Annotated in this window: 21 protein-coding genes and 1 riboswitch; of the genes, 7 read left to right on the top strand and 14 right to left on the bottom strand. The window is 69.9% G+C overall.

Annotated features, from left to right (window positions below; all coding sequences use genetic code 11):
• Nucleotides 1–39: 39 nt before the first annotated feature.
• Genes FHU39_RS11720 through FHU39_RS11705 form a run of 4 tightly spaced genes read right to left on the bottom strand, consistent with a single transcriptional unit; the run spans nucleotide 40 to nucleotide 4,130 of the window.
• Nucleotides 40–1,296, bottom strand: a complete 1,257-nt coding sequence (locus tag FHU39_RS11720) for a saccharopine dehydrogenase family protein (protein WP_183320519.1) — start codon at nucleotides 1,294–1,296, stop codon at nucleotides 40–42.
• 42 nt (nucleotides 1,297–1,338) lie between these two features.
• Nucleotides 1,339–2,178: a hypothetical protein gene (locus FHU39_RS11715; RefSeq protein ID WP_183320518.1), complete on the bottom strand. Its 840-nt coding sequence runs from the start codon at nucleotides 2,176–2,178 to the stop codon at nucleotides 1,339–1,341.
• 54 nt (nucleotides 2,179–2,232) lie between these two features.
• On the bottom strand, nucleotides 2,233–3,657 hold the full coding sequence (locus FHU39_RS11710) for an aspartate aminotransferase family protein (protein ID WP_183320516.1): 1,425 nt from the start codon (nucleotides 3,655–3,657) through the stop codon (nucleotides 2,233–2,235).
• On the bottom strand, nucleotides 3,654–4,130 hold the full coding sequence (locus tag FHU39_RS11705; protein ID WP_183320515.1) for an Lrp/AsnC family transcriptional regulator: 477 nt from the start codon (nucleotides 4,128–4,130) through the stop codon (nucleotides 3,654–3,656). Before FHU39_RS11705 ends, FHU39_RS11710 begins: the two co-directional genes overlap by 4 nt.
• A gap of 88 nt (nucleotides 4,131–4,218) precedes the next feature.
• Here FHU39_RS11705 and FHU39_RS11700 point away from each other — a divergent pair, with 88 nt between their 5' ends.
• The gene (locus FHU39_RS11700; protein WP_183320513.1) at nucleotides 4,219–5,592 is read left to right on the top strand and encodes an L-serine ammonia-lyase; all 1,374 of its coding nucleotides are present in this window, start codon (nucleotides 4,219–4,221) and stop codon (nucleotides 5,590–5,592) included.
• 102 nt (nucleotides 5,593–5,694) lie between these two features.
• Nucleotides 5,695–7,143, top strand: coding sequence for a gamma-aminobutyraldehyde dehydrogenase (locus FHU39_RS11695; protein WP_183320512.1), 1,449 nt, complete (start codon nucleotides 5,695–5,697; stop codon nucleotides 7,141–7,143).
• A gap of 251 nt (nucleotides 7,144–7,394) precedes the next feature.
• On the opposite strand, the gene FHU39_RS11690 is transcribed toward FHU39_RS11695, so the two are convergent.
• From FHU39_RS11690 to FHU39_RS11680, 3 genes are read right to left on the bottom strand one after another with little or no spacing between them, the layout of a single operon-like run.
• On the bottom strand, nucleotides 7,395–7,772 hold the full coding sequence (locus tag FHU39_RS11690; RefSeq protein WP_183320510.1) for a fluoride efflux transporter FluC: 378 nt from the start codon (nucleotides 7,770–7,772) through the stop codon (nucleotides 7,395–7,397).
• Nucleotides 7,769–8,209, bottom strand: a complete 441-nt coding sequence (locus FHU39_RS11685; protein ID WP_343065836.1) for a fluoride efflux transporter FluC — start codon at nucleotides 8,207–8,209, stop codon at nucleotides 7,769–7,771. The genes FHU39_RS11690 and FHU39_RS11685 overlap by 4 nt, the downstream gene beginning before the upstream one ends.
• Nucleotides 8,200–8,736, bottom strand: a complete 537-nt coding sequence (locus FHU39_RS11680) for a universal stress protein (protein WP_183320507.1) — start codon at nucleotides 8,734–8,736, stop codon at nucleotides 8,200–8,202. The genes FHU39_RS11685 and FHU39_RS11680 overlap by 10 nt, the downstream gene beginning before the upstream one ends.
• Before the next feature lie 56 nt (nucleotides 8,737–8,792).
• A riboswitch (Fluoride riboswitch) is annotated at nucleotides 8,793–8,866 on the bottom strand.
• 47 nt (nucleotides 8,867–8,913) lie between these two features.
• Here FHU39_RS11680 and lipB point away from each other — a divergent pair.
• Nucleotides 8,914–9,576: a lipoyl(octanoyl) transferase LipB gene (lipB, locus tag FHU39_RS11675; protein WP_281379717.1), complete on the top strand. Its 663-nt coding sequence runs from the start codon at nucleotides 8,914–8,916 to the stop codon at nucleotides 9,574–9,576.
• Here the strand turns inward: lipB and FHU39_RS11670 are convergent.
• Nucleotides 9,573–10,670, bottom strand: coding sequence for an NAD(P)/FAD-dependent oxidoreductase (locus tag FHU39_RS11670; RefSeq protein ID WP_183320505.1), 1,098 nt, complete (start codon nucleotides 10,668–10,670; stop codon nucleotides 9,573–9,575). The two genes, lipB and FHU39_RS11670, sit on opposite strands and share 4 nt — an antisense overlap.
• Nucleotides 10,671–10,958: 288 nt before the next feature.
• Between FHU39_RS11670 and FHU39_RS11665 the strand changes: the two genes are divergently transcribed.
• Nucleotides 10,959–13,328 carry a GNAT family N-acetyltransferase gene (locus FHU39_RS11665; protein ID WP_183320503.1) on the top strand — a complete coding sequence of 790 codons (2,370 nt, stop codon included), beginning with the start codon at nucleotides 10,959–10,961 and terminating at the stop codon, nucleotides 13,326–13,328.
• A 69-nt stretch (nucleotides 13,329–13,397) separates the two neighbouring features.
• On the top strand, nucleotides 13,398–14,558 hold the full coding sequence (locus FHU39_RS11660; protein WP_183320502.1) for a citrate/2-methylcitrate synthase: 1,161 nt from the start codon (nucleotides 13,398–13,400) through the stop codon (nucleotides 14,556–14,558).
• On the opposite strand, the gene FHU39_RS11655 is transcribed toward FHU39_RS11660, so the two are convergent.
• Entirely contained in the window at nucleotides 14,516–15,676 is a 1,161-nt protein-coding gene (locus FHU39_RS11655; protein WP_183320500.1) for a citrate synthase, read from the bottom strand. The genes FHU39_RS11660 and FHU39_RS11655 overlap by 43 nt on opposite strands.
• A 24-nt stretch (nucleotides 15,677–15,700) precedes the next feature.
• Nucleotides 15,701–16,615 carry an MBL fold metallo-hydrolase gene (locus tag FHU39_RS11650; RefSeq protein WP_183320499.1) on the bottom strand — a complete coding sequence of 305 codons (915 nt, stop codon included), beginning with the start codon at nucleotides 16,613–16,615 and terminating at the stop codon, nucleotides 15,701–15,703.
• Nucleotides 16,616–16,708: 93 nt separating this feature from the next.
• On the opposite strand from FHU39_RS11650, the gene FHU39_RS11645 reads away from it, so the two are divergent.
• A complete protein-coding gene (locus FHU39_RS11645; RefSeq protein ID WP_183320498.1) occupies nucleotides 16,709–18,247 on the top strand; it encodes a protein kinase domain-containing protein in 1,539 nt (512 codons plus the stop codon).
• 49 nt (nucleotides 18,248–18,296) lie between these two features.
• The gene (locus tag FHU39_RS11640) at nucleotides 18,297–19,310 is read left to right on the top strand and encodes an acetamidase/formamidase family protein (RefSeq protein ID WP_343065835.1); all 1,014 of its coding nucleotides are present in this window, start codon (nucleotides 18,297–18,299) and stop codon (nucleotides 19,308–19,310) included.
• Nucleotides 19,311–19,328: 18 nt separating this feature from the next.
• Here FHU39_RS11640 and FHU39_RS11635 read toward each other — a convergent pair whose 3' ends face one another.
• The 4 genes from FHU39_RS11635 to lpdA form a co-directional block, all read right to left on the bottom strand.
• A complete protein-coding gene (locus tag FHU39_RS11635; protein ID WP_183320497.1) occupies nucleotides 19,329–19,748 on the bottom strand; it encodes a VOC family protein in 420 nt (139 codons plus the stop codon).
• Between the two features lie 22 nt (nucleotides 19,749–19,770).
• Nucleotides 19,771–20,673: a TIGR01777 family oxidoreductase gene (locus FHU39_RS11630; protein ID WP_183320495.1), complete on the bottom strand. Its 903-nt coding sequence runs from the start codon at nucleotides 20,671–20,673 to the stop codon at nucleotides 19,771–19,773.
• Between the two features lie 77 nt (nucleotides 20,674–20,750).
• Nucleotides 20,751–22,517, bottom strand: coding sequence for a 2-oxoglutarate dehydrogenase, E2 component, dihydrolipoamide succinyltransferase (gene sucB, locus FHU39_RS11625; RefSeq protein ID WP_183320493.1), 1,767 nt, complete (start codon nucleotides 22,515–22,517; stop codon nucleotides 20,751–20,753).
• 65 nt (nucleotides 22,518–22,582) lie between these two features.
• A complete protein-coding gene (gene lpdA / locus FHU39_RS11620; protein ID WP_183320491.1) occupies nucleotides 22,583–23,959 on the bottom strand; it encodes a dihydrolipoyl dehydrogenase in 1,377 nt (458 codons plus the stop codon).
• Nucleotides 23,960–24,097 lie beyond the last annotated feature (138 nt).

Here is a 24,097-nt window from a genome sequence, read left to right as displayed (position 1 = left end):
ACAAGCTATGCGCGGCTGCGGACCGAAGCTGTCCGGAAGTCAGACTCGTGACGCCTCGATGGTGAAACCTCGGTCCCGCAGCCGGTCGACCAGCACGGTGCCCAGTGCCGTCGCCGGTGTGAGCACCCCGCCGTTCAGCCCGGGGGGCAGCGGGCACTCGTCGCGCGACACTGCCAGGCACAGCGCGCTCTCGCCGAGCATGACAGCCGTTGCGGCATACCCCGGATCGCCCTGTGCCGCAACGACACTCTGGTATGCCGCACCCGTGCTCGTCGTCGTCCGAAGCGTCGCCCGGAAGTGCCCGGTGTCGCGGGCGTGCTCACTCGGGCCGTCGCCGGGGGAGGGCAGCACGCGCTTCACCACCGGGCGCAGAGGGCGCGCGGACATGGCACCGAACCCCAGGCCGAGCACCCCGGCCACGCCGTACGCCGTCACCCGGCCCTGCCAGCCGCCGCCGGTGCGCTGCACCTCGCGGTAGCGGAACGACGAGCCGTACGCATGCTGCAGCAGTGCGTTGCTGCGCCGCACGATGCGGGTGTTGTACATCGCCATGACGAAGGGCGCCGTCCACGATTTCACCTCGGGCGCGTAACGGACGGCTGCGCTGTCCCGCCACTCGCCACTCGGTTCGTTCGCCCGGTCCGGGCTGAGCGCGAACTTGTCGAGCGCGATCTTCCGCTTCGTGGCATCGGCGCGTACCTGGTCCACCTGTGTCATCGCCGAGGCGACCGTGCCTCCGCTGACGCCGCCCTTCATCGTCATGTAGAGCGTCGTGTCGCCCAGCTCCCCGGCACCCTCGTCGACCACCCGCTGGGAGAGCACAAGTGCCCCGAGATCCGAAGGGATGGAGTCGAATCCGCACGAGTGCACGATGCGGGCGCCGGTGCGAGCCGCTTCGTCCTGGAACCGGTCGATCGACTCGCGCACGAACAGCACCTCACCGGTCAGGTCGACGTAGTCGGTGCCGACGGCGGCGCAGGTGCCGACGAGTGGCAGGCCGTACCTCGCGTAGGGGCCGACGGTGCTGATGACGACCTTCGCGCTCTGCGCCAGGGCTCGCAGCGACTTCTCGTCGGAGGAGTCGGCGACCAGGACCGGCCAGTCCTGCGCCGCACCGGGCAACGTGTCGCGGACCGCCTCGACCTTGGCGCGGCTGCGGCCGGCCAGCGCCACGCGCACTCCCGCCGGGGTATGACGGGCCAGGTGCTCGGCGGTGAGTTTGCCGACGAACCCGGTCGCGCCGTACAGGACGATGTCGTGCTGCCGCTGCAGCACTGTGCCGACGGTCGATGTCATGTCCCGAACTCTAGATCCTCCGAAACCATCGCTCTCCCGCACTCAGGCGAGCGGCAGGTGCGCGTCGGCCGTCCTCGTGGCGCGGTCGTGCAGGTCGATGAGCTGCGCCTCGGCGGGAGCCGCGGGCGGGCCGAACGTGCCGGCCAGCCGACAGGTCGCGTACTGCTCTGTGGCGGCACTGTATTCGGACAGCCACTGGCTCATCTGCTGCCGCTCGTCATCCGACGTCGGCGGCCAACCCCAGGTCGGTGCCGAAAGGCCGCAGCGCCACGGTTTCGGGGTCAGCCGGGCACGACACGTGTTGTACTTCCGGCACAGGTGCACGTAGATCTGGTCCGTCCCGAGTTGCTCGAACAGCGCCACGGCCTCCGCAGACCTGGGCTCCAGCCCCGAGCCGGTCACGATGACCCGGAACCCGGCGAAGGTCTCGTAGGCCCGCACACCCAGGCTCGGGTGGGTCGTCGCGAAGTCCTGGATCAGCCGGAGCGCCCGGGCCTTCGGGCCGTCGTCCTCGGACTTGCCCTTCTTGCCGCCGAACAGCCGGAACAGCGAGCGTGCGACCGGCCGGTCCCGGGGCACGTCGACGTCCGCGATCAGCAGACGGTCGGTGCCGATGACGTCGGCGCCGTACCGGTTGCGGGACACGATCGCCGTGAGGGTCCCGTCGTCGTCACGCAGCTCCCGCAGAGTCTCCTCCCGCGGCGGTGCCCAGCCGTACGAGCCGCGTTTGTCCCGGGGCAGGCCGGCGCGAATAGCCTTCAGGCTGTTGGCAAGACGCTCGTTGGCGACAGCCAGTGCCTCCTCGGTGGACTGCGTCGACCAACCCCAGGCGGTGACCATGCCGGCGCGTGCGGTGCGCCAGAACTGTGGCAGCGGATCCATGAAGCGGAAGCCTACGGCAGCAACCGCCTCTACAGCTGCCGAATGCCGGTTCGGTCAGAGCAGCGACCACGCCTCGGTGAGCACACCGCGCAGCTTCTGCTCGATCTCGTCGAACTCGGTCTGCCCGATGATCACCGGCGGCGCGAGCTGGACCACGGGGTCGCCGCGGTCGTCGGCGCGGCAGTAGAGGCCCGCGTCATACAGCGCCTTGGACAGGAAGCCGTAGAGCACGCGCTCGGACTCGTCGTCCGAGAACGTCTCGCGGGTCTCCTTGTCCTTGACCAGCTCGATGCCGTAGAAGAACCCGTCACCGCGGACGTCACCGACGATCGGCAGGTCCTTGAGCTTCTCCAGGGTGGCCAGGAAGATCGGAGCGTTCTCGTGCACGTGCTGGACCAGGCCCTCCTTCTCGAAGATGTCCAGGTTGGCCATGGCGACCGCTGCCGACACCGGGTGGCCACCGAAGGTGTAACCGTGCGGGAACATCGTGGTGCCGTGCTTGTACGGCTCGAAGAGCTTGTCACTGGCGATCATCGCGCCGATCGGGGAGTAGCCCGACGTCATACCCTTGGCGCAGGTGATGATGTCCGGCTCGTAGCCGAAGTCCTTGCACGCGAAGATCTCGCCGATGCGGCCGAACGCGCAGATCGTCTCGTCCGAGACCAGCAGCACGTCGTACTCGTCGCAGATCTCGCGCACCCGCTCGAAGTAGCCGGGGGGCGGCGGGAAGCAACCGCCGGCGTTCTGCACCGGCTCCAGGAAGACCGCCGCAACGGTGTCGGGACCCTCGAACTCGATCGCCTCGGCGATCCGGTCGGCGGCCCAGCGCCCGAACGCCTTCGGGTCGTCGCGCAGCTCCGGCTGCGCCCGGTAGATGTTGGTGTTGGGCACCTTGAAGGCACCCGGCACCAGCGGCTCGAACATCTCCTTGAGCGGCGGCAGCCCGGTGATCGACAGGGCGCCCTGCGGCGTGCCGTGGTAGGCGACCGCGCGGCTGATCACCTTGTGCTTGCCCGGCTTGCCGGTCAGCTTGAAGTACTGCTTGGCCAGCTTCCACGCCGACTCGACCGCCTCGCCGCCACCGGTGGTGAAGAACACCCGGTTGAGCGAACCCGGGGCGTATGACGCCAGCCGCTCGGCGAGGTCGATCGCCGGACGGTGCGCGTAGGACCAGATCGGGAAGAAGGCCAGCTCCTTGGCCTGCGCGGCGGCCGCCTCGGCCAACTCGGTGCGGCCGTGACCGACCTGCACGGTGAAGAGCCCGGACAATCCGTCGAGGTACTTCTTGCCGTTGGTGTCCCAGATGTAGGCGCCCTCACCCTTGACGATCGTGGGGATCGCCGAGCCCGCGCCGCCCTGGTCCTTCGGTTCGTAGACCGACTGCCGGGTGAAGTGGCCCCACAGGTGGTCGCGGGCAGCCTCGGCGCGAGGAGTGCCAGCGGGTGTGAGATCGTCGGATTGCGTTGTGGGAGTTGTCATCTCGTGCCCCAGTCGTATCGTTGTTTGGCGAGTTTCAGGTAGACGAAGGTTTCGGTCTCGGTGACGCCCCCGATCGTGCGGATCTGCCCGGTGAGCAACTCGAGCAAGTGGTCGTCGTCCGCACACACGACTTCGACCAGCAGGTCGAAGCGGCCGGCCGTGAGGACGACGTAGGCGACCTCGGGCAGCTTGCTGAGTGCGTCCTGCACCGGTGTCAGATCACCTCGGACACTGATGCCGATCATCGCCTGGCGGTCGAATCCGACCTGTGCGGGATCGGTGACGGCGACGATCTGCAGCACCTCCGAGTCCAGCAACCGCTGGACCCGCTGGCGCACCGCCGCTTCGGACAGACCGATGTCGCGAGCGATCGCGGAGTACGCCGCGCGGCCGTCGGTCTGCAGACGCGCGATGATCGCCTTTGAGACATCGTCGAGCGTGGCGCCGGTCACACTGCGATTCGTCTCGGCCATGACTGCATTCTGCCACGCGTTTCGAAGCAGATCAACTTGTTTGCTTCGGATTCCGTCGTCACATGGGCAGGAAGGCTATGATTTGGCCATGGCGCTGAGTGCATTCGACCTCTATTCCGTCGGCATCGGTCCGTCGTCGTCGCACACCGTCGGTCCGATGCGCGCTGCGAAGACCTTCGTCGACGGTCTGACCGAGGCCGGGCAGCTGGATCGCGTGTGCCGCGTCCGGTCCCAGCTGTTCGGCTCGCTCGGCGCGACCGGTCACGGGCACGGCTCGGACAAGGCGGTCGTCCTGGGCCTGCAGGCAGAGGTGCCGGAGACCGTCGACACCGCGACCAGCGACACCCGGGTGGCGGACGCGCGAGAGCGCCATACCCTGATGCTGGCCGGCACCCACCGGATCGACTGGGACCCGGACGACGACCTGATCATGCACCGGCGCAAGTCGCTGCCGGCGCACCCCAACGGCATGCAGTTCGAGGCGTATGACGCCGACGGCGTGCTGCTCGCGTCGCACGTCTACTACTCGGTCGGCGGCGGGTTCGTCGTCGACGAAGCGGCGACCGGCGCGGACCGGGTGGTGCTGGACGACACCAGGATCGAGCTGCCGTTCCTCACCGGCGCCGAGATGCTGGCGGTCTGCGAGCGCGAGCAGTGCTCGGTGTCGGAGCTGATGCTGCGCAACGAGCTCTCCTGGCGATCGGCGGACGAGGTGCGCTCGGGGATGCTGCATCTGTGGTCGGTCATGCGCGACTGCGTGCAGGCCGGGATCGCGCACCAGGGCACGCTGCCCGGCGGGCTGAAGGTGCCGCGGCGCGCGCCGGAGCTGCACCGCGAGCTGACCAAGGGTGCGCTGCGGGACGACCCGCTGCGGGTCATGGACTGGGTCAACCTCTACGCGCTCGCCGTCAACGAGGAGAACGCCTCCGGCGGGCGGATCGTGACGGCACCCACCAATGGTGCTGCCGGCATCATCCCGGCCGTCCTGCACTACTACGTCAACTTCGTGCCCGGCGCCGACGACGACGGCGTCGTGCGATTCCTGTTGGCAGCAGCCGCGATCGGCATCCTCTTCAAGGAGAACGCGTCGATCTCCGGCGCCGAGGTCGGCTGCCAGGGCGAGGTGGGCTCGGCGTGCGCGATGGCAGCCGGTGGGCTCGCCGAGGTGATGGGCGGCACGCCGACGCAGGTGGAGAACGCCGCCGAGATCGGCATCGAGCACAATCTGGGGCTCACCTGCGATCCGGTCGGCGGCCTCGTACAAATACCCTGCATCGAGCGCAATGCGATCGCTAGTGTGAAAGCCATCAATGCCGCACGGCTCGCGGTCAACGGGAGCGGGGTGCACACCGTCAGCCTCGACAAGGCGATCAAGACGATGCGTGACACCGGCCACGACATGTCCGTGAAATACAAGGAGACGGCGCGGGGAGGCCTGGCCGTCAACGTGATCGAGTGCTGACCCGCCTGTCGCGGGTTGAGTAGGGCGGAGGAGCCCGTATCGAAACCCCACCGACGCAGACCGGGAACCGCTGCCAACAAACAACACAAAGGAGTGTCGTCAATGACTGACAGCCCACGCGAGTTGCGCAACTTCATCGGCGGTGAGTATGTCGCCGCCGAAACCGACCGGACGGCCGACGTGGTCGACCCGTCGACCGCGAAAGTTGTTGCCAAAGCACCGGTTTCGACCGAGGCCGACGTGGATGCGGCATACCGCGCAGCGTCGAAGGCGTTCGACGAGTGGGGCCAGACGACCCCGGGCGAGCGCCAGGCCGCACTGCTGAAGTTCGCCGACGCGATCGACGAGCGGGCCGACGACTTCGTCAAGCTGGAGGCGCAGAACACCGGTAAACCGTTCGCGCTGACCGCCACCGAGGAGGTGCCGGTCATGGTCGACCAGCTGCGCTTCTTCGCCGGTGCCGCACGGATGCTGGAGGGCAAGGCGGCGGCCGAATACATGGCCGGTCACACGTCGTTCATCCGGCGGGAACCGATCGGCGTCGTCGGTCAGGTGACGCCGTGGAACTACCCGATGATGATGGCGATGTGGAAGATCGCCCCGGCGCTGGCGGCGGGAAACACCGTGGTGCTCAAGCCGAGCGACACCACTCCGGAGACCACCCTGTTGCTCGCCGAGGTGGCCGCGGAGTTCCTGCCGGCCGGGGCGTTCAACGTCATCACCGGTGACCGGGAGACCGGCCGCGCGCTGGTGGAGCACCCGACGCCGCAGCTGGTGGCGATCACCGGATCGGTGCGCGCCGGGATCCAGGTCGCTGAGTCGGCGGCCAAGGACGTCAAGCGGGTGCACCTGGAGTTGGGTGGCAAGGCGCCGGTCGTCGTCTTCGACGACGCGGACATCGAGGCCGCGGTGGAGGGCATCGCGACCGCCGGCTACTTCAACGCCGGGCAGGACTGCACGGCGGCGACCAGGGTGCTGGCCGCTCCCGGCATACATGACGACTTCGTCGCCGCACTCGCCGAATTCGCCAGGAGCGACGCCAAGTTGGGTATGCCGGACAGCGAGGACGCGCTGCTCGGACCGGTGAACAACGCCAACCAACTGTCGCACGTCACCGGCTTCCTGGACCGGTTGCCCGACAACGCCAACGTGGCGGCGGGTGGCAATCGTGCGGCGGCACTCGGTGACGGCTACTTCATCGAGCCGACCGTCGTGTCGGGTCTGCTGCAGACCGACGAGGCGGTCCAGAACGAGATCTTCGGACCGGTCATCACGGTCCAGCGGTTCACCGACGAGGCCGAGGCGGTCGCGTGGGCGAACGACGTGCAGTACGGCCTGGCGTCCTCGGTGTGGACCAAGGACTTCGGCCGTGCGATGCGGGTGTCCAAGGCGCTCAACTTCGGCTGTGTCTGGATCAACACGCACATCCCGCTGGTGGCCGAGATGCCGCACGGCGGTTTCAAGCACAGCGGCTACGGCAAGGACCTGTCGCTCTACGGCTTCGAGGACTACACGCGCGTGAAGCACGTGATGGCCAACATCGACAGCTGACGACTCGCAAAGATCACGACGACGACCCACCAACCGACAGGCTCACCAACGACCGACAGGCTCACCAACGACCGACAGGCTCACCAATTCAGGCGCGAAAGGCCCTGAATTACTGAGCCTCTCGGTGTTTTGTGGGCCTGTCGGTGATGGGGTGGGGCGCGTTACGCGATGGCGCCGGCGTGGGGCGCGTTACGCGATGGCGCCGGGTGCGGGTCAGGCGCCGGCGTGCGGGTCAGGCGCCGGCGTGCGGGTCAGGCGACCGCAGCGCCCAGGGCGAGGCCGAGGAAGGCCGCGAGCAGCGAGACGACGACGGTCGCCACGGCGTACCGCCCGCTGTCCGCCCTGCCACGGGTCAGCCAGAGCCGCGCGGTCTCCACGGACGCGGTGCTGAAGGTCGTGAAGCCCCCGCAGAAGCCGGTGCCGAGCGCCGCCTTCGCGGTCGGTGAGAGCCAGCCGGCGTGGTGGGTCAGCGCACCGGTGAGGACGCCGAGTAGGAACGAGCCGACCACGTTGATCACGAACGTGCCGGCGGGGAACGAGCCACGCACCCGGCGCCGGACCTCGGCGTCGACCACGAAGCGGCTCACCGCGCCGACTCCGCCGCAGGCCGCGATCAGCAGCGTTGTCATGCGGTTCCGCCGATCGGGACGAACGCCTTCGCGGCCCGGATGCCCGCCCACGCGAGGAGCGCTCCCAGCACGACGGTGGCCACGACATACCCGGTCGCCATCGGCCAGGGCAGGTCCGTGGTTTCCACCATGAACGTGCTGTATGTCGTGTAGCCGCCCATCACACCGGTGCCGACGCCCAGGCGCACCAGCCGGCGACCCCCGGTGTCCTCGCCCGAGCGCACCAGACCCTCGAGCAGTAGCCCGAGCAGGAACGCGCCGGTCAGGTTGATCGACAGCGTGGTCCACGGCCACGTGCCGGAGGGCCCGGCGAAGGCGTCGCCGAGAAGCGATCGGATGGCGGTGCCCACGGCGCCGCCGAGGAAGACGACACCCAGCAGCACCGGGTCGCGGTGCGCGTGGATGGAGGCTCGGCGGCGGGTCGACGTCAATGCCACGGCAGCCCGTCCGACCAGTCGACGACCTGGAGCGGCACCACGATGACCGGGCGGTGCTGGTGGTGGGCCAGCCGGACCGAGACCGACCCGCTGAGGAACTCGCGCATCGGGTGCTTGCTGAGCCGTGTCCCGACCACGAACCCCGCCGCATCCACCGCGCGGGCCAGGTGGGTGAGTGCGCGGTCCGGGCGTCCCGCGAGGTAGTGGAAATGCCACGGGACGCCGTCTTCGCCGAGGGCGTCGCGAATCTGGTCGGTGATGGTTTCGGCGGTGACCTGCCACTGTTCGTCGGCGTCGTCCGGGTCGATCGGTGCGTGTCGCACGTTGCCGTCCGGGTGTTCCTCGACGACGTAGCGGGTCTGGTCGGCATACCCGAAGTGCACCGAGGGCGCGCCGACCGCACGAGCCAGGGTCACCGCCGTGAGGGCGACGAGTGGCGGCTGGTTCGGCATGACGCCGACGACGATCGGGTGGGCGTGGAAGTCGACCAACCGGTCGGGACTGGGCTGGGGAGGCTGTGGCGACATTCGTCTGACTCTCTCCGGACTCCGGTGACGGGCAGCACGACCTACCCGTCGACATCGACGTGGTAGGAACCATCAGCAGGTTGCGGTTCGGACCGCGGAGGTCCGGGCGGGATCCATCGCCCGGCACCACCATAAGGGACACCCGCGCTACCTCGTGGTAACCGGGTGGCCGACCCGCTGCCGTCGGATCGGCGTAGCGTTGCCGTCATGCGCATCGAGCACGTCGGGTTCGACCCGGACTTCGTCGACTACCAGCAAGCGTGGGACCTGCAGCGCGAGGTGCACGCGCGGGTGGTGAGCGGTGAGCAGGAGGACACCACGTTGCTCCTGGAGCATCAGCGGGTCTACACCGCGGGCAAGCGGACCGCCTGGTACGACCGGCCGACCGACGGTTCACCGGTCGTCGACGTGGACCGTGGCGGCCGGATCACCTGGCACGGCCCGGGGCAGCTGACCGGCTACCCGATCGTGCATCTGCCCGTCCCACTGGACGTCGTCGGCCATGTGCGTCGCCTGGAGCAGTTGATGATGGACGTCTGCTCGGACGTCGGGCTGCAAGGAACGGTCCGTGTCGAGGGCCGCAGCGGTGTCTGGCTGCCCGCCGGCGACGGCAAGCCCGAGCGCAAGCTCGGCCAGATCGGGGTCCGGGTGAGTCACGACGTGGCCATGCACGGCTTCGCACTCAACTGCAATTGCGACCTGTCGTGGGCGAATATCATTGTGCCGTGCGGTATTTCGGATGCCGGTGTGACGTCGATCAGCCAAGAGCTGGGCCGCGACGTGACCGTGCAGGAGGTGCTGCCCTACATCGAGAAGCGCCTGCCCGACATCCTGCGTTAGCCGTCGCGCAGCGGGTCGTATGGCGCCAGCTCGATCCCCGGGTCGCGGCCTGCGGCCAGCGCAGCCGCGACGGACCCGACATACGGCCCCATGGTGAGGCCGGACGCGCCCAGGCCGTTCGCGATGACCAGTCCGGGTAGCTCCGTCGTCCCGAGCAACGGCCTGATGTCCGGACCGACCGGCCGGAACCCGATGCGGGCCTCCAGGAAACCGGCATCCGCCAAGCCCGGCGCAACCTTGAGTGCTTCGGTGAACACCTCGTGCAGCCCGGCTGCGGTGAGCCGGTAGTCGAAGCCGGCGCCCGCTTCCCGGGTGGCGCCGACGACGACCCGGTCGTCGAAGCTGAGCAGGTAGTGGTCGGACCTCGGCAGCAGCATCGGCCAGTCCGAGGTGTCGGTGCCGGGCAGGTCGAGGTGCACGATCTGCCCGCGCATCGGCGTCACCGGTGGGTGCAGCCCGAGCGGCTCGAGCAGTCGCGGTGACCAGGCGCCCGACGCGTCGATCACGACGTCGGCGCCGATCGCGGCACCGTCGACCTCGACGCCTTCGACGCTGTCGCCGGCCAGGATGGTCGCGCGTCCGGTGACGATCCGCGCACCGCGTCGACGTGCGGCGGACCAGAGCGCATCCCTGAGCCTGCGTCCGTCGAGGCGGGCGGCGCCGGGTACGTGGATCACCGGGCCGTCGTGGTGCAGCAGCGGATGCAGCGCGCGTGCGGCCGGCCCGTCGAGCACCTCGACCGGGCCCGCGATCGCCGATTCGGCCGCGCGCCGTCGCACCGTCGCGAACGCCGCGTCGACGTCGTCGTCGGTGGTCAGCCGCAGCGCGCCGACCTGTCGGTACCCGAAGTCGGGCTGCCCGTCGTCCTGCAGGTGACGCCGCAACTCGGTGTAGTACTCGGCGCCCGCCGCTGCGATCCGATACCAGTCGGCATCCTCCTCGCGGGACGACCACGGCGAGATGATCCCGGCGCCGGCCGAGGTGGCACGTCCGTCGAATTCTGCGTCGACGAGCGTGACGTCGATGCCGTCCCGGGCGAGCTGATAGGCGGCCGATGCGCCGACCACACCGCCACCGATCACGACGACTGACATAGGCGCTGTTCCTTCCGCGGACGAACGGGTGCTGCGAGGGATTATGGCGCTCGTAGGTCTCCCCTGGGGGGACTCCGGTACGCGGGGAGCCCGGATTCCCGGTCATAGCCCTCCCCAGTGGGGACCCGTGCACGGAAATCGGCGGATACCCGCTCGTAGGTCGCCACTGGGGGGACTCCGGTACGCCCGGGGCCGGGCCGCCCGACACCCGACGCGCCCGCCGGGGCGGGAGCGGCATACACCGTAAGCTGTGGGCTCCGAAGAGAACCTCCCACGAAAGCCAGATTTGTGACGCTGTCCGTCCGCGCATGCACCGCCACCGAGTTCCTCGACACGGTCCACCAGGCAGGCAGGACCGTGCCTGTCGAGCAGTCGCCCGAATGGGCGAGGTATGACGATGTCCTACCCGGCCGGGAGCACTGGCGCTACCTGGTCGTCGACGACGGCGACACCCCGCTGGCCGCGATCAGCCTGACGTCGTTCGCGGGGCGGTTCCTGGAGCAGCTGTGGGCCAAGCACGGGCCGATCTGGCTGGCCGAGGACCGCAGCCCCGAGCGGGAGCGCGCGGTGCGCGACGCCCTGTCGGCATACATCCGCAGTGAGCGGCCGAGCGCCGCCGTGCTGCGGTTGCACACGGTGCACCCGGGAGACGACCTGGTCGACCCGCTGATCGCGATCTTCTACGACCGCACGATCGTGCTCGACCTGACCAAGGACGAGGACCAGCTGCTCGCCGAGATGTCGCAGAGCGGCCGCCGCAACATCCGCAAGGCGATGAAGAACGACGAGCTCGTCTTCACCGACGACACGGCGATCAGCGAGCAGGAGTTCGCCGACGTCATCTACCCGATCTTCGAGGAGACCGGGCGCCGTGGCGACTTCGTGCTGCGACCGCCGGCGTTCTACTACGAGATGCTGCGGCAGCTCGGCCCGGACGTCTGCCGCCTCTACACCGTGCGGCACCGGGGCACGGTCGTGTCCTGGGCGCTGGTGACGGTGTATGACGGCGAGGTCGACTACTACTTCGCGGCGTCGTCCGCCGAGGCACGCAAACTGCTGGCCGCGTACCTGATGGCGTGGGGCACGATGCGCACCACGAAGGCCGAGGGCGCGACCTACTTCGACTTCCTCGGCTGCGGCTCGGACCGCTCGCCCTACCTGGACACCCTCAACGAGTTCAAGCTCGCCTTCGCCAAGAAGGGCATGATCGACGCGCCCGGCCCGTGGGACGTCGTGCTGCGCCCGAACGTGCTGCGTGCCTACCACGCCCAGCGCACCGCGCTCGCGGGCGTCGGTCGTGCCAAGCAGACCGCGCGGGCGATCATCGCCGGTGTGCCGCGGTCGAAGTCGGACGCGGTCGGGCTCGCCGACGTCGCGACCAGCAAGCTCGCCGGCGCCGTCACCCGGGCGCCACAGCCGCCGGCCGCCGCGCCGAATGTGCTGCCGGTCGTGCTCGACTTCACCCTGTCCGGTTACGCACTGGCCCGTGCGTTCCACGAGCGTTACGGCCTGACCAGCGTCGCCGTCGTCCCGTTCACCACGGGTGCGATCGCCGACTCGTCGATCATCCCGCACGTGCGCGAGGTCGGCCCGGACGGCGTGCACAACGTCGACCTCGTGTTGCGCGAGATCCGCAAGGTCGCGACCGAAAACCCTGAGCTGACAGTGATTCCGCTGACCAACCACGACGGGCTGGTCCAGGCGCTGTCGGCCAAGCGGGCCACGCTCGGCAAGAACGTCCTGGTCCCGCACGAGTCACCCGAGATGCTGCACCGGGTCTCCGACAAGAACGTCTTCAACCAGCTGTGCGCGGCAGCGGGAGTGCCGACGCCGCGCACCGTCGTGCTCGACTTCGCGGACGGGCGCCCGAGCTCGGACGTCGCCGACCTGCCGTGGCCGCTGATCGTCAAGCCCGCCGACTCCGGGCACTACGCGTCGCTGCGGATGCCGGGCAAGAAGAAGCTCTACCAGGTCGCCGACCAGACCCAGTTGGACACGCTGCTCGATCAGTTCGAAGCCGCCGGGTATGACGGCCAGCTGCTCGCCCAGGAGTTCATCCCCGGCACCGATCTGATCTCGGTGACGCTCTACCGCGCCGCCGACGGCCGCATCACGCTCGCGCGGGCGTCCCAGGTGCTGATGCAGGATCCACGACCGGCATACCTCGGCATCCCCGACGTGCAGGTCGTGACGCCGATGGACGACGCGATCGCGCTCGGCTCGAAGATCCTGGTGGAGGCCGACTACCACGGCTTCGCCAACCTCGACGGGATCCGTGACCCGCGGGACGGGCGCGTGGTGTTCTTCGAGATCAACCCGCGCTACGGCCGCAACTGCTACTACGCGACCGCATCGGGCGCCAACGTCGCCGAGCAGCTGGTCGCGGACCTGATCGACGAAAAGCCGGTCGTTGCACCCGATCTCGACGGCGAGCTGCTCTACACGACGCTGCCCGCGAAGTTCGTCGAGCAGACCCTCGGAGGTGAGGCCGCGAAGCGGGTCCGTCGCCTCGCCGCGGCCGGCCGGGTCGTCGACCCGCTGCAGTATGCCGGGGAGCGCAACCCGAAGCACCGCGCCTACGCCAAACTCGCCGCCCTGCACCACCGCAAGGCATACCGCGACCAGCCCGTCACGCTCAACGTCGAGGACGTCCGGTAGGGGCCGGCGCCGTCCAATGTGGACGCGATCCACATTGACCCCTGGGTGCGGTAATCGGACGCTGAGCCCATGGACAGCGAAACGACCGCCGCACCCCTGATCGCGCCACCCGGACTCGCCGGGGTGATCGTCGCCGACACCACGATCGGCGACGTCCGCGGCACGGAGGGGTTCTTCCACTACCGCCAGTACGACGCGACCCGGCTCGCCCGTGAGCGCTCGTTCGAGGAGGTCTGGCATCTGCTCATCCGCGGTGAGCTCCCCGACGCCGGGCAACTGCAGGCGTGGCAGGAGCTGACCGCACGAGTTGCGACCGTCCCGGAGGACGTTGCCGCCGCCCTGCTCGCCGTCATGCGGGCATCCGGCGGCGACGACCCACTGGTCACCCTACGGACGGCGCTGTCGGCATACGGCTCCCTCGTCGGCGACAGACCGCTCTGGGACAGCGACGAATCGACGAAGGAAGCGGCTGCGATCGGCAGCGCCGCGGTGGTGCCGTGGCTGGTCGCGACGGCGGACGCGCTCGCGCGCGGTGTGCAGCCGCGCCGGCCCCGCCCGGAGCTCGGTCACGTCGGCAACTACCTGTGGCTGGTCACCGGGGCCGAGCCGGCACCGGAGCAGGTCGCGGCGCTGACCCGCTACCTGATCCTGACCATCGACCACGGCTTCAACAACTCGACATTCACGGCACGGACGGTCGCGTCGACCGGCGCCGACCTCACCGCGTGCCTCGTCGCGGGCATCGGCTCGCTGTCCGGGCCGTTGCACGGCGGCGCGCCCAGCCGGGCGCTGGACGCGCTCGACCAGATCGGCAGTGCCGACCGGGCGGCGCAGTGGGCGCGTGACCAGCTGGCCTCCGGCAATCGCGTCATGGGTTTCGGTCACGCGGTCTACCGGGGGACCGACCCGCGCTCGGAACTGTTGAAGGAGACCGCGATCGGCCTGGGCGGGCCGACCGCCGAACTCGCGGTGCGGGTGGAGGAGGAGGTCGTCCGGGTGCTCACCGAGACCAAACCGGATCGGGTGCTGCGAGCCAACGTCGAGTACTACGCGGGTGTGGTCATGCAGGCATGCGGCATACCTCGGGAGATGTTCACCCCGACCTTCGCATGCAGCAGGGTGGTCGGCTGGACGGCGCACGTGCTGGAGCAGAGCGGCGACCGCAAGATCATCCGTCCGTCGTCCCGCTACGTCGGGCCGGAAGTCGACCGCGACGCGGCGCCGGTGTAGGTCGCCCGGGCGCGGAAGCGCAACGGGTGGCCCTGCTCCTCGATGCCGTGTGCGACGAAGCCGGCCAGCCTCGCGATGGTGAAGACCACCTCCCCGGTATGGCGGGGCAGGTCGCACGCCAGGCTGAGCGCCGCCAGCCCGAGGTCGACGTTGGGTGCCAGGCCCGACAGGCGACGCAGGTGGAGCGCGAGCCGGTCCGTCGCGGCGGCGACCCCGTCGTCGATCCCGGCGACCCGGTCGAGCAGCACGATCGCTCGCGGGTCGGTGTCGGCGTACACGGTGTGGCCGAAGCCGGCGACGACCTCCGCCGGCAACGTTCCACCCTCGAGCACCGTGCGCAGCACGTCGTATGCCGCACCCGATGCGCTGCCGTGCCGCACACCGCCGAGCGCAGCGACCCCGGCGGTCAGCACGGCGTACGGGTCGGCGCCGGTGCTGGCAGCGGCCCGTGCGGCGAGGGTCGACGTGGCCAGTTCGTGGTCGGCGAGGAGTCCGAGCGCGACATCGAGGGCGTCCACCGTGGCCCCGGCCGGCGCGCGAGCGGCGAGTGCACCGCCGACGATCTCGGCGATCCGGCCGATTGTCGAGCCCCGGTTCACCGAGGCCAGGGATGCAGCCGCGGCACGGATGCTGCGCCGACCCGCGTCGCGAAAATGTCCGGATGACAGGTCGTTCCGTGCGTGGTCGGTCACGGCCGTTTCGGCGATCGCCCAGAGGATGAGGTCACGCGGGGTCCGGCCGGGCGGAGGAGGCGCGAGCTCGGGCGTCGGCCAGTCGCACCCGTCGTCGGCACCGCCCCACACGATCTCGGCGACTTCCTCGAACGGGTGGGTGGTCGCGAGTTCGGCGACGTCCAGACCTCGGTAGAGCAGGACACCGGACGGCTCGACGCTGGTGACTGCCGTTTCGATGGTCATCTCGAAATGACCGCGTCGCGGGCGACGGCGCGCTTCGACCAGGGCGATGACGTCGCCGCGCGGGAAGACCGAACCGTCGTGCCGGCTGCGTGCGACGTCGGCCGGGTGCAGCAACCCCCGGCTGACGTACGAATAGATCGTCGGGATCCGGACGCCGAGCAGATCGGCCGCCTGCGCCGTCGTGATCAGGTCGCCGTCCATGACCGCCACGGTAGCGAGGTCGTCTCAGCCGCGGCCGGTGGCGCGTGCCAGCAGTCCGCGTCCGAGCAGCTTCAGCATCGGCCAGGGCGGGTTGCCGACGTACAAGGTCATCGGGTCACCGGGGTGAACGCCCTTGCCGGCCGCCCGGTCGACGTGGTCTCGTAGCGCCCGCAGCTGCTCCAGGGTGAGAGCGAACGGCACCTCTTCGGGGTGGAACCGCGCTCGCAGCGGTATGTCGCCACCGTCGGCGGCGCGTTCGACGTGGCAGCCGAGCACCGTGTGCACGCCGTGCGCCTCCGCCAGGTCGACCATCGACCGCAGCGAGACCTTGGCTGCGGCCAGGTCGTCGACGTAGAGACGCCCCGGGTATGCCGTGTCGCCGCTGACCAGCAACCCGGCCGCCGGGTCGACGGTGGCGATCGACCGCGCGTCGTGACCGGGGATGGCGGTGATCAGCAATAGGCGTCCGCCGAGATCGAATTCGGTTGTCGCGCCGGGTGTTCCGTCGAGCCCGAAGAACGCGTGGACGGCGTCGACGTCCTTGGCGACGATCGTGGTGTCCGGCCGGCCCGCGAACTGTGGGTCGCCCTTCACATGGTCGTAGTGGCCATGGGTGTGCGCGACGACCAGTGGCGGGCGGGAGACGTCCTGCGAAGCGGCCCACTCGTCGAGCAGCGCGTCGACCGTCTCCCGGAGCGGGCAGTCAGCGGTCTCCTTCGCGTCACCGGTGTCCAGCAGCAGGGCGCGCTCGGTCCCGCAGAGCAGATAACCGATCGGCGCCTCGGTCGACACACGCGTCGACTGGCGCAGCGCGAACGTCGCATCGTCGACCGCCCGGACCTCGAGCTTCCAGCGTTTCGACGCGTCCTTGCTCACGCAGTCCCACGGGGCGTCCAGGGGGCCGGTGTCCCGCAGGACCCCGCCGGGTAACACGGTCATCCCTGCATCCTCGCAAACGATGCGCCCGTGCGCGCGCCCGAGCCTGTGGACAACTTCTGCGCGCCGACCACGGATCGTGCCACGGTGCTGAGCGTGAACACATCGTCCGACGAAGGCCCGCGACGGCCCGAACTGCCCGGGTACGACGTGCTCGAGCTGCTCGGTCGCGGCGCCACCGGCGCGGTGTGGTCCGTCCGCGGCGCGGACGGAGTGCGTTTGGCGGCAAAGGTTTTCGACGCTGACGCCGGTCAGCTCGACTACGAGGTGACCGTCCTGGAGTCACTGCGCCACGAGCACGTCGTGAGACTGCAGAACGTCGTCGTCGACCTGTCCACCGAGCCGGCCGGCACCGCACTGGTCATGGAGCTGGCCGAAGGAGGCTCGTTGGCCGACGCGCTCGCCCTGCGCGAGATCCTCACACCCGGCGAGTTGGTCACCGTGCTGTGCCCGGTCGCGAGAGCACTGCACGACCTGCACGGGCTGGGTCTCGTGCACGGAGACCTCAGCCCGGGCAACATCCTGCTGACCGGCCAGGGCAAGCCGCTGATCGCCGACCTCGGGATGTCGCGGCTCGCGGGACACTCCGGTGACGAGACCTGGGCGACCGAGTCGTGGGCCGCCCCGGAGGTGCTCGCCGGCGGCAGCCCGGTCCCCGCCTCGGACGTCTACTCGCTCGGTGCCATCGCCTGGCGGGCCCTGACCGGCGTGCCACCCGAGCCGGCGGTGCTGCGTCCTGACCTGTCGGAGCTCGCACCCGACATCTGCGACGAGCTGCGCGACCTGGTCAATTCGGCGCTGGCCCACACGGATTCGGCGCGGCCGCTGCCCGGCGAGTTCGCCATCTCGCTGTGGCAGTGCGCGAAGCCGGAGCCGGCGCCGGTGCAGGGATCACCCGCCCGTCGGGTCGCCGTCGCCACACCGGCGACCGCGGAGTCCGATGCGCTCACCCGCCGGATCCGGGAGCAGGCCGCGGCCGCGGGCTCTGCCGAGGAGGTGCTTCCCATGGAGCGCTCGAGCCTGCGTCGGGTCCCCGCGCGCGCCCGAGTGCTGCTGGGTATGGCGGCAGTGACCGGCGGCGTGATTGCGTTCGCCGCCAACGGGTTCGGGGCTGGTGGCGGTCCCGAACACGTCCATGCCGCCACCCGCCCGTCGACCCTCGCGACGTCCGCGCCGAGCAGCTCGACCCCGGGCCCGGCCCCGCACACCACTGAGCAGCGCACCGCATCCCGACCGCCGGCCGCGGCGTCGCTCGGCGCACATCCGGTGGACGTCGTGCAGCGCCTGGCCGCAGCGCGAGCCGCGGCCTGGGTGAGCGGGGACAGCAGCCGGCTGTCCGCCGCGGAAGTCGAGGGTTCCCCGGCATACCGCCGGGACAGCGCCGACCTGCGAACGGCGACCGACCAGCAGCTGCGATACCGCGGTTTGACGTTCACCGTCCGATCCGCCGAGGTCCGGCAGACCGTGACGTCGGGTGTCGTGCGCGTGTCGACGGTCATCGACAACTCGGCATACACGGTGGTCGGTGCAGGGCGCAGCCGCAGCGTGCCGGCGACCCGCGGTCAGCGCACCGAACTGTCCGTGCGGTGGACGAATCACGGCTGGCGAGTGGTGGATTGGGCCGCTAAGGCCTGAGTGAAGTGATTCGGCATACGCTGAGGGTCCGATCACGTGGGAGGCACCTGTGGAAATCGTCCGGTACGACGTCGACAAGGAGGCCGACCCGGCCACCCTGGTCTACACCTTCGGTGGAGCCGAGGCGGTCGCGTCGATCCGCCCGGGCACCGTGGTCTCGACCTGGACCGCTGACTGCTACGGCGGCCGGGTGCGCAGCGAGAGCGACATGGCCACACAGGTCACCGACACCCGCTACATCAATCCGCAGACCGGCCCGTTCCACATCGAGGGCGCCGAGCCCGGTGACACGATCGCGGTGCACTTCTGCTCGATCACCCCGAGCGTCGACTGGGGCGTGTCCACGACCATCCCGCTGTTCGGTGCGCTGACGGCAACGCCCTACACGGCGATGCTGCACGAGCCCCTGCCGGAGCGCACCTGGATCTACGACCTGGACGTGTCTGCCCGGGTCGTGCGCTATCGGGCTCTCGACTCGGATCTGACGATCGACCTGCCGATGGAGCCGATGCACGGCACCGTCGGTGTCGCACCACCCCTGGGAGAGGCACGGTCGTCGCTGACTCCGGGCTCGTGGGGCGGCAACATGGACACTCCCGAGATGCGTGCCGGCACAACGTGTTACCTCGGTGTCAACGTGCCGGGAGCGCTGCTCAGCCTGGGTGACGGGCACGCGAGACAGGGCGAGGGCGAGACCTGCGGAGTCGCGGTGGAGACGGCGATGGACACGGTGTTCGCCGTCGAGCTGATCAAGGGCGTGCCGACTCCGTGGCCGCGGCTCGAGGACGACACCTTCATCATGTCGACCGGGTCGGCCCGCCCCCTGGAGGACGCCTTCCGCATCAGCCACGCCGACCTGGTGCAGTGGATCTGCGACGGGCTCGGGCTGTCACCCATGGACGCCTACCAACTCGTGTCCCAGACGGCGCTCACCCCGGTCGCGAACGTGTGCGACTCCAACTACACCGTCGTGGGCAAGGTCGCCAAGTCGCACCTGCCCGGCTTCACCGGGTATGCCGGCGTGCACGACCGGCTGCGGACGCTCGCAGCCAGCATCCGCTGAAGCGAGTGTCCCGGGTCGTCAGACTGCGAAGAGTTGCGACGGATCGCGGAATGCCTTGAATTCCAACGCGTTTCCCGAGGGGTCGAGGAAGAACATGGTCCACTGCTCACCCGGCTCGCCCTCGAACCGGGCGTACGGCTCGATGACGAAGTCGATGCCCGCTTCGACGAGCCGTGCCGCGAGCTGCCGGAAGCGCTCGACGGTCAGGACCAGGCCGAAGTGCGGCACCGGAACCTCATGGCCGTCGACCGGGTTGGTCCCGGCGACGGCGCGTCGGTGCCCGTCGACCTGGTGTCCGTCGACGTTCCAGTCGGTCCAGCGCTCATCCGACCGCCCCCGCGGGAAACCCAACACGTCCCCGTAGAAGTGCCGCGCCGCGTCGATGTCGGCCACGGGGATGGCGAGATGGAACGGCGGGAGGCTCGGCTGTTCAGTCATGCGTGCAACCTACTGCGCAGCGTCACGCGTCGTGGCCGGCGGCATACCGCATCGCGGCCGCGATGTCGGCGTGTTGCCAGGCGAAACCGGTGCGCTGGAGCACCGTGGGCGCCATCCGGGTGCTGGCGAGGGCGTCGCCCGCCAGCTCGCCCAGCACGACCCGGAGCGCCGGCCCCGGGGCGGGCACGAAGGCGGGCCGATGGAGCTCCCGGCCGAGCGCACGCATCGCGTCCCGCTGCCGGACCGCCGCGGCATCGGGGACGCAGAGGTTCACCGGGCCGGTGATCTCGGGGTGATCGATCAGATGGACCAGGGCTCGCACCTCGTCGGTGAGTGAGATCCAGGACCACCACTGCCGTCCGCTGCCCAGCGGTCCGGCCAGGCCCAGCTTGGCGAGGGGGAGCACCCGCGCCATCAGGCCGCCGTGCGGGGCGATCACCAGGCCGGTGCGGGCGAGGGCGACGGGTGCACCGGCGGCTGCCGCCGGCGCGGTCGCCGCCTCCCACGCGGCCACCAGATCGACGAGGAACCCGTGACCGGGCGTGGAGTCCTCGTCGACGAGCTCCTCGCCGCGGTCGCCGTAGTAGCCCATCGCCGAGGCGTTGACCAGGCGCACTGGGGTGTCGAGCTGCTCGACGGCGCGCGCGAGCGTGCCGGTGCTGTCGAGCCGGGAGTCGAGCAGTTCCTGCTTGTATGCCGCCGTCCACCGCTTGTCACCGATGCCCGAGCCGGACAGGTTCACGATCGCCGAAACACCCTGCAGGTCGGCCGGATCCAGCCGGCCGGACGCGGGATCCCACCGGACCTGGCCCGGACCGTCCGGTGGGCGGCGCACCAGGCGCACCACCTCGTCGCCGCGTTCCCGCAGAGCTGCGGTCAGCGTCGTGCCGATGAGACCCGACGAACCGGTGATCGCGATGCGCATGGCGTGCTCCTGATGATCTGCTCCGGTTATGCCAAACGCGCGCCATACACCGCGTTCGGCATAACCGGAGCGACGGCTCAGACCTCGAAAGCACCCTCTTCGAGGCGCGCCTTCATCGCGACGAGGAACCGAGCGGCGTCCGCGCCGTCCACGATCCGGTGGTCGTAGGACAGCGCCAGGTAGACCATCGACCGGATCGCGATCGTCTCGCCGCCGTCACCGTCGGTCACGACGACCGGACGCTTCACGACGCCGCCGGTGCCGAGGATGCCGACCTGCGGCTGGTTGATGATCGGGGTGTCGAACAGCGCACCGCGGCTACCGGTGTTGGTCAGCGTGAACGTGCCGCCGCCGAGCTCGTCCGGGGTGACCTTGTTGGTGCGTGTCCGCTCGGCGATATCGGCGATCTTGCGCGACAGCCCGGCGATGTTCAGGTCGCCCGCGTCGCGGATGACCGGCACCATCAGCCCGCGCTCGGTGTCCACCGCGATGCCGAGGTTCTCCTGCGGGTGGTAGACGATCGAGTCCTCTTCGACGCTGGCGTTCAGCTGCGGGTAGGCCTTGAGGGCCTCCACCGCCGCCAGCGCGAAGAACGGCATGAAGCTCAGCTTCACACCCTCGCGCTGCTCGAACGCCGCCTTGGAGCGTGCACGCAGTCGGGCGATCTTGGTGACGTCGACCTCGACAACGGTCGTCAGCTGGGCCGAGACCTGCAGCGACTCCACCATGCGCGCCGCGATCAGCTTCCGCATGCGGGTCATCTTTTCGGTGGTGCCGCGCTTCGCCGACACCTCGGGGACGGCGCTCGGAGCTGCCGGGCTCGCCGCCGGTGCGGCAGCGGCCGGTGCCGGAGCCGCCGCGGGTGCGGGCTCGGCCGGCTTCGCCGCGTCGAGCACGTCCTGCTTGCGGATGCGGCCACCCACCCCGGTGCCGGTGACCGAGGCGAGGTCGACGCCGTGCTCGGCCGCGAGTTTGCGGACCAGGGGAGTGACGTATGACGCCGGCTCACGGTCACCCGAAGCCGCAGCAGCCGGAGCGGCCGGCGCCGGAGCGGCGGCTGCCGGGGCAGCGGCTGCCGGGGCAGGGGCTGCGGGTGCCGGGGCTGCGGGCGCGGCCGGAGCAGGTGCGGCCGCAGGAGCCGGGGCAGCGGCTGCCGGAGCGGGCGCAGCCGGAGCGGCCTCGGCGGGCTTCGCCTCGGCAGCAGGAGCCGACCCGCCCGAGCTCTCGCCGCCGATGATCGCCAGGTCGGCGCCGACCGGAACGGTCTCGTCCTCCTGGACCAGGATCTTGGTCAGCTTGCCGGCCACCGGGGACGGCACCTCGGTGTCGACCTTGTCGGTGGAGACCTCCAGCAACGGTTCGTCGACCTCGACGTCCTCGCCCTCGGCCTTGAGCCAGCGGGTGATGGTGCCCTCGGTGACCGACTCGCCGAGCGCCGGCATGGTGATCTTCTCGCCACCGGTCACTTCGCCGCCGGAGGATGCCGGAGCCTCGGCCGCCGGTGCTGCAGCTGGCTCCGCTGCAGCAGCAGGTGCTTCGGCCTGAGCGGGCTCGGGTGCGGACTCCTGCTGGCCGCCGGACCCGGAGTCGCCGGCGGGCGCTGCCGCACCGTCGCCGATGACGGCGAGGTCGGCGCCGACCGGCACGGTCTCGTCCTCCTCGACGAGCACCTCCTGCAAGGTACCGGCGACGGGGGAGGGGATCTCGGTGTCGACCTTGTCGGTCGAGACTTCGAGCAGCGGCTCGTCGACCGCAACCTCCTCACCGACCTGCTTGAGCCATCGAGTCACGGTGCCCTCGGTCACCGACTCGCCGAGTGCGGGCATTGTCACGCGTTCAGACATGAACTCAAGTCTCCTAGATCTGATGGCTGGTGTGCAGGGTTATCTCACGCCCGGGCGTTTCTGTCTCACGCATGGGCGTGCAAGGGCTTCCCGGCGAGGGCGAGGTGTGCCTCGCCGAGAGCTTCGTTCTGGGTCGGGTGAGCGTGGATCATGCTCGCGACGTCCTCGGGCACGGCCTCCCAGCCGACGATCAGTTGCGCCTCGCCGACCTGCTCGCCCATCCGGGCGCCGATCATGTGCACGCCCACGACGGCGCCGCCCTCGGCGCGCACGACCTTGACGAACCCCTGGGTCTGCAGGATCTGGCTCTTGCCGTTGCCGCCGAGGTTGTGTTCGGCGGTCGACACCTCGCCGTACTTCTCGCGAGCGGCCGCCTCGGTGAGGCCGACCGACGCGATCTCCGGGTCGCAGTAGGTGACGCGCGGTATGCCGGACTCCTCGATCGCGATCGGCGCCTGGCCGGCGATGTCCTCGGCCACGAAGATGCCCTGGGCGAAGCCGCGGTGCGCGAGCTGCAGACCCGGCACGATGTCGCCGACGGCATACACGCCCGGGACCCCGGTCCGGCACCGCTCGTCGGTGACCACGTAACCGCGGTCGAGGGTGATGCCGGCCTCGGCATACCCGAGGTCGTCGGTGACCGGGCCGCGACCGACAGCGACGAGCAGCAGGTCGGCGGTGAGCGTGTCGCCCGACTCCAGGGTCACGGTGACCTCGTCACCGGTCTGGGTCGCCGACGCCAGTTTCGCACCGGTGAGTGCCTTGATCTTGCGCTTCCGGAAGGCCCGCTCGAGCTGCTTGGAGATCGCCTCGTCCTCGGCGGCGACCAGCCGCGGCAGCGCCTCCACGATCGTCACCTCGGATCCGAATGACGAAAAGACAGAGGCGAATTCGACGCCTATGACGCCGCCGCCGAGGACGATCACCCGGGACGGCACCTCATCGAGGGTGAGTGCCTCGTCGCTGGTGACGATGCGCCCGCCGATCTCCACCCCGGGCAGCGTCTTGGCGTAGGAGCCGGTCGCCAGCACGATGTTCTTGCCGGTCAGCACACGGTCGCCCACCGTGACCGTGGTCGGCGAGGTGAGTCGGCCGGCGCCCTCGACGAAGGTGATGTCGTGCGCCTTCACCAGGCCCTGCAGCCCCTTGTAGAGGCGGCCGATGACGCCGTCCTTGTAGGCGTGCACGCCGCCCATGTCGACCGACTCGAAGGTGGTCTTGACACCGAACCTGGCACCGTCGCGTGCGCTGTCGGCGATCTCCGCCGCATGCAGCAGGGCCTTGGTCGGGATGCAGCCGCGGTGCAGGCAGGTGCCGCCGACCTTGTCCTTCTCGACCAGTGCGACCCGCATCCCGAGCTCCGCCGCGCGGAAGGCGCAGGCGTAGCCGCCGCTGCCGCCGCCGAGGATCACGAGGTCGAAGTTGTCGGCAGTTGCCGTCATGCCCGGAACGCTCCCTTGCGTCTCGACGCTGCTGTCCTCGCCAATCTTGGCACTAGCCGACCCGCCAGGTGCGGGCGGTATGACGACAGGTTGGACACGAGGGGAATTGTGGTGGTCACCGGCGCCGTGACGTGCGAG

Origin of the sequence: Flexivirga oryzae (assembly GCF_014190805.1) — a bacterium.
GTDB lineage: Bacteria > Actinomycetota > Actinomycetes > Actinomycetales > Dermatophilaceae > Flexivirga > Flexivirga oryzae.
This window is presented reverse-complemented; position numbering and strand designations above follow the sequence as displayed.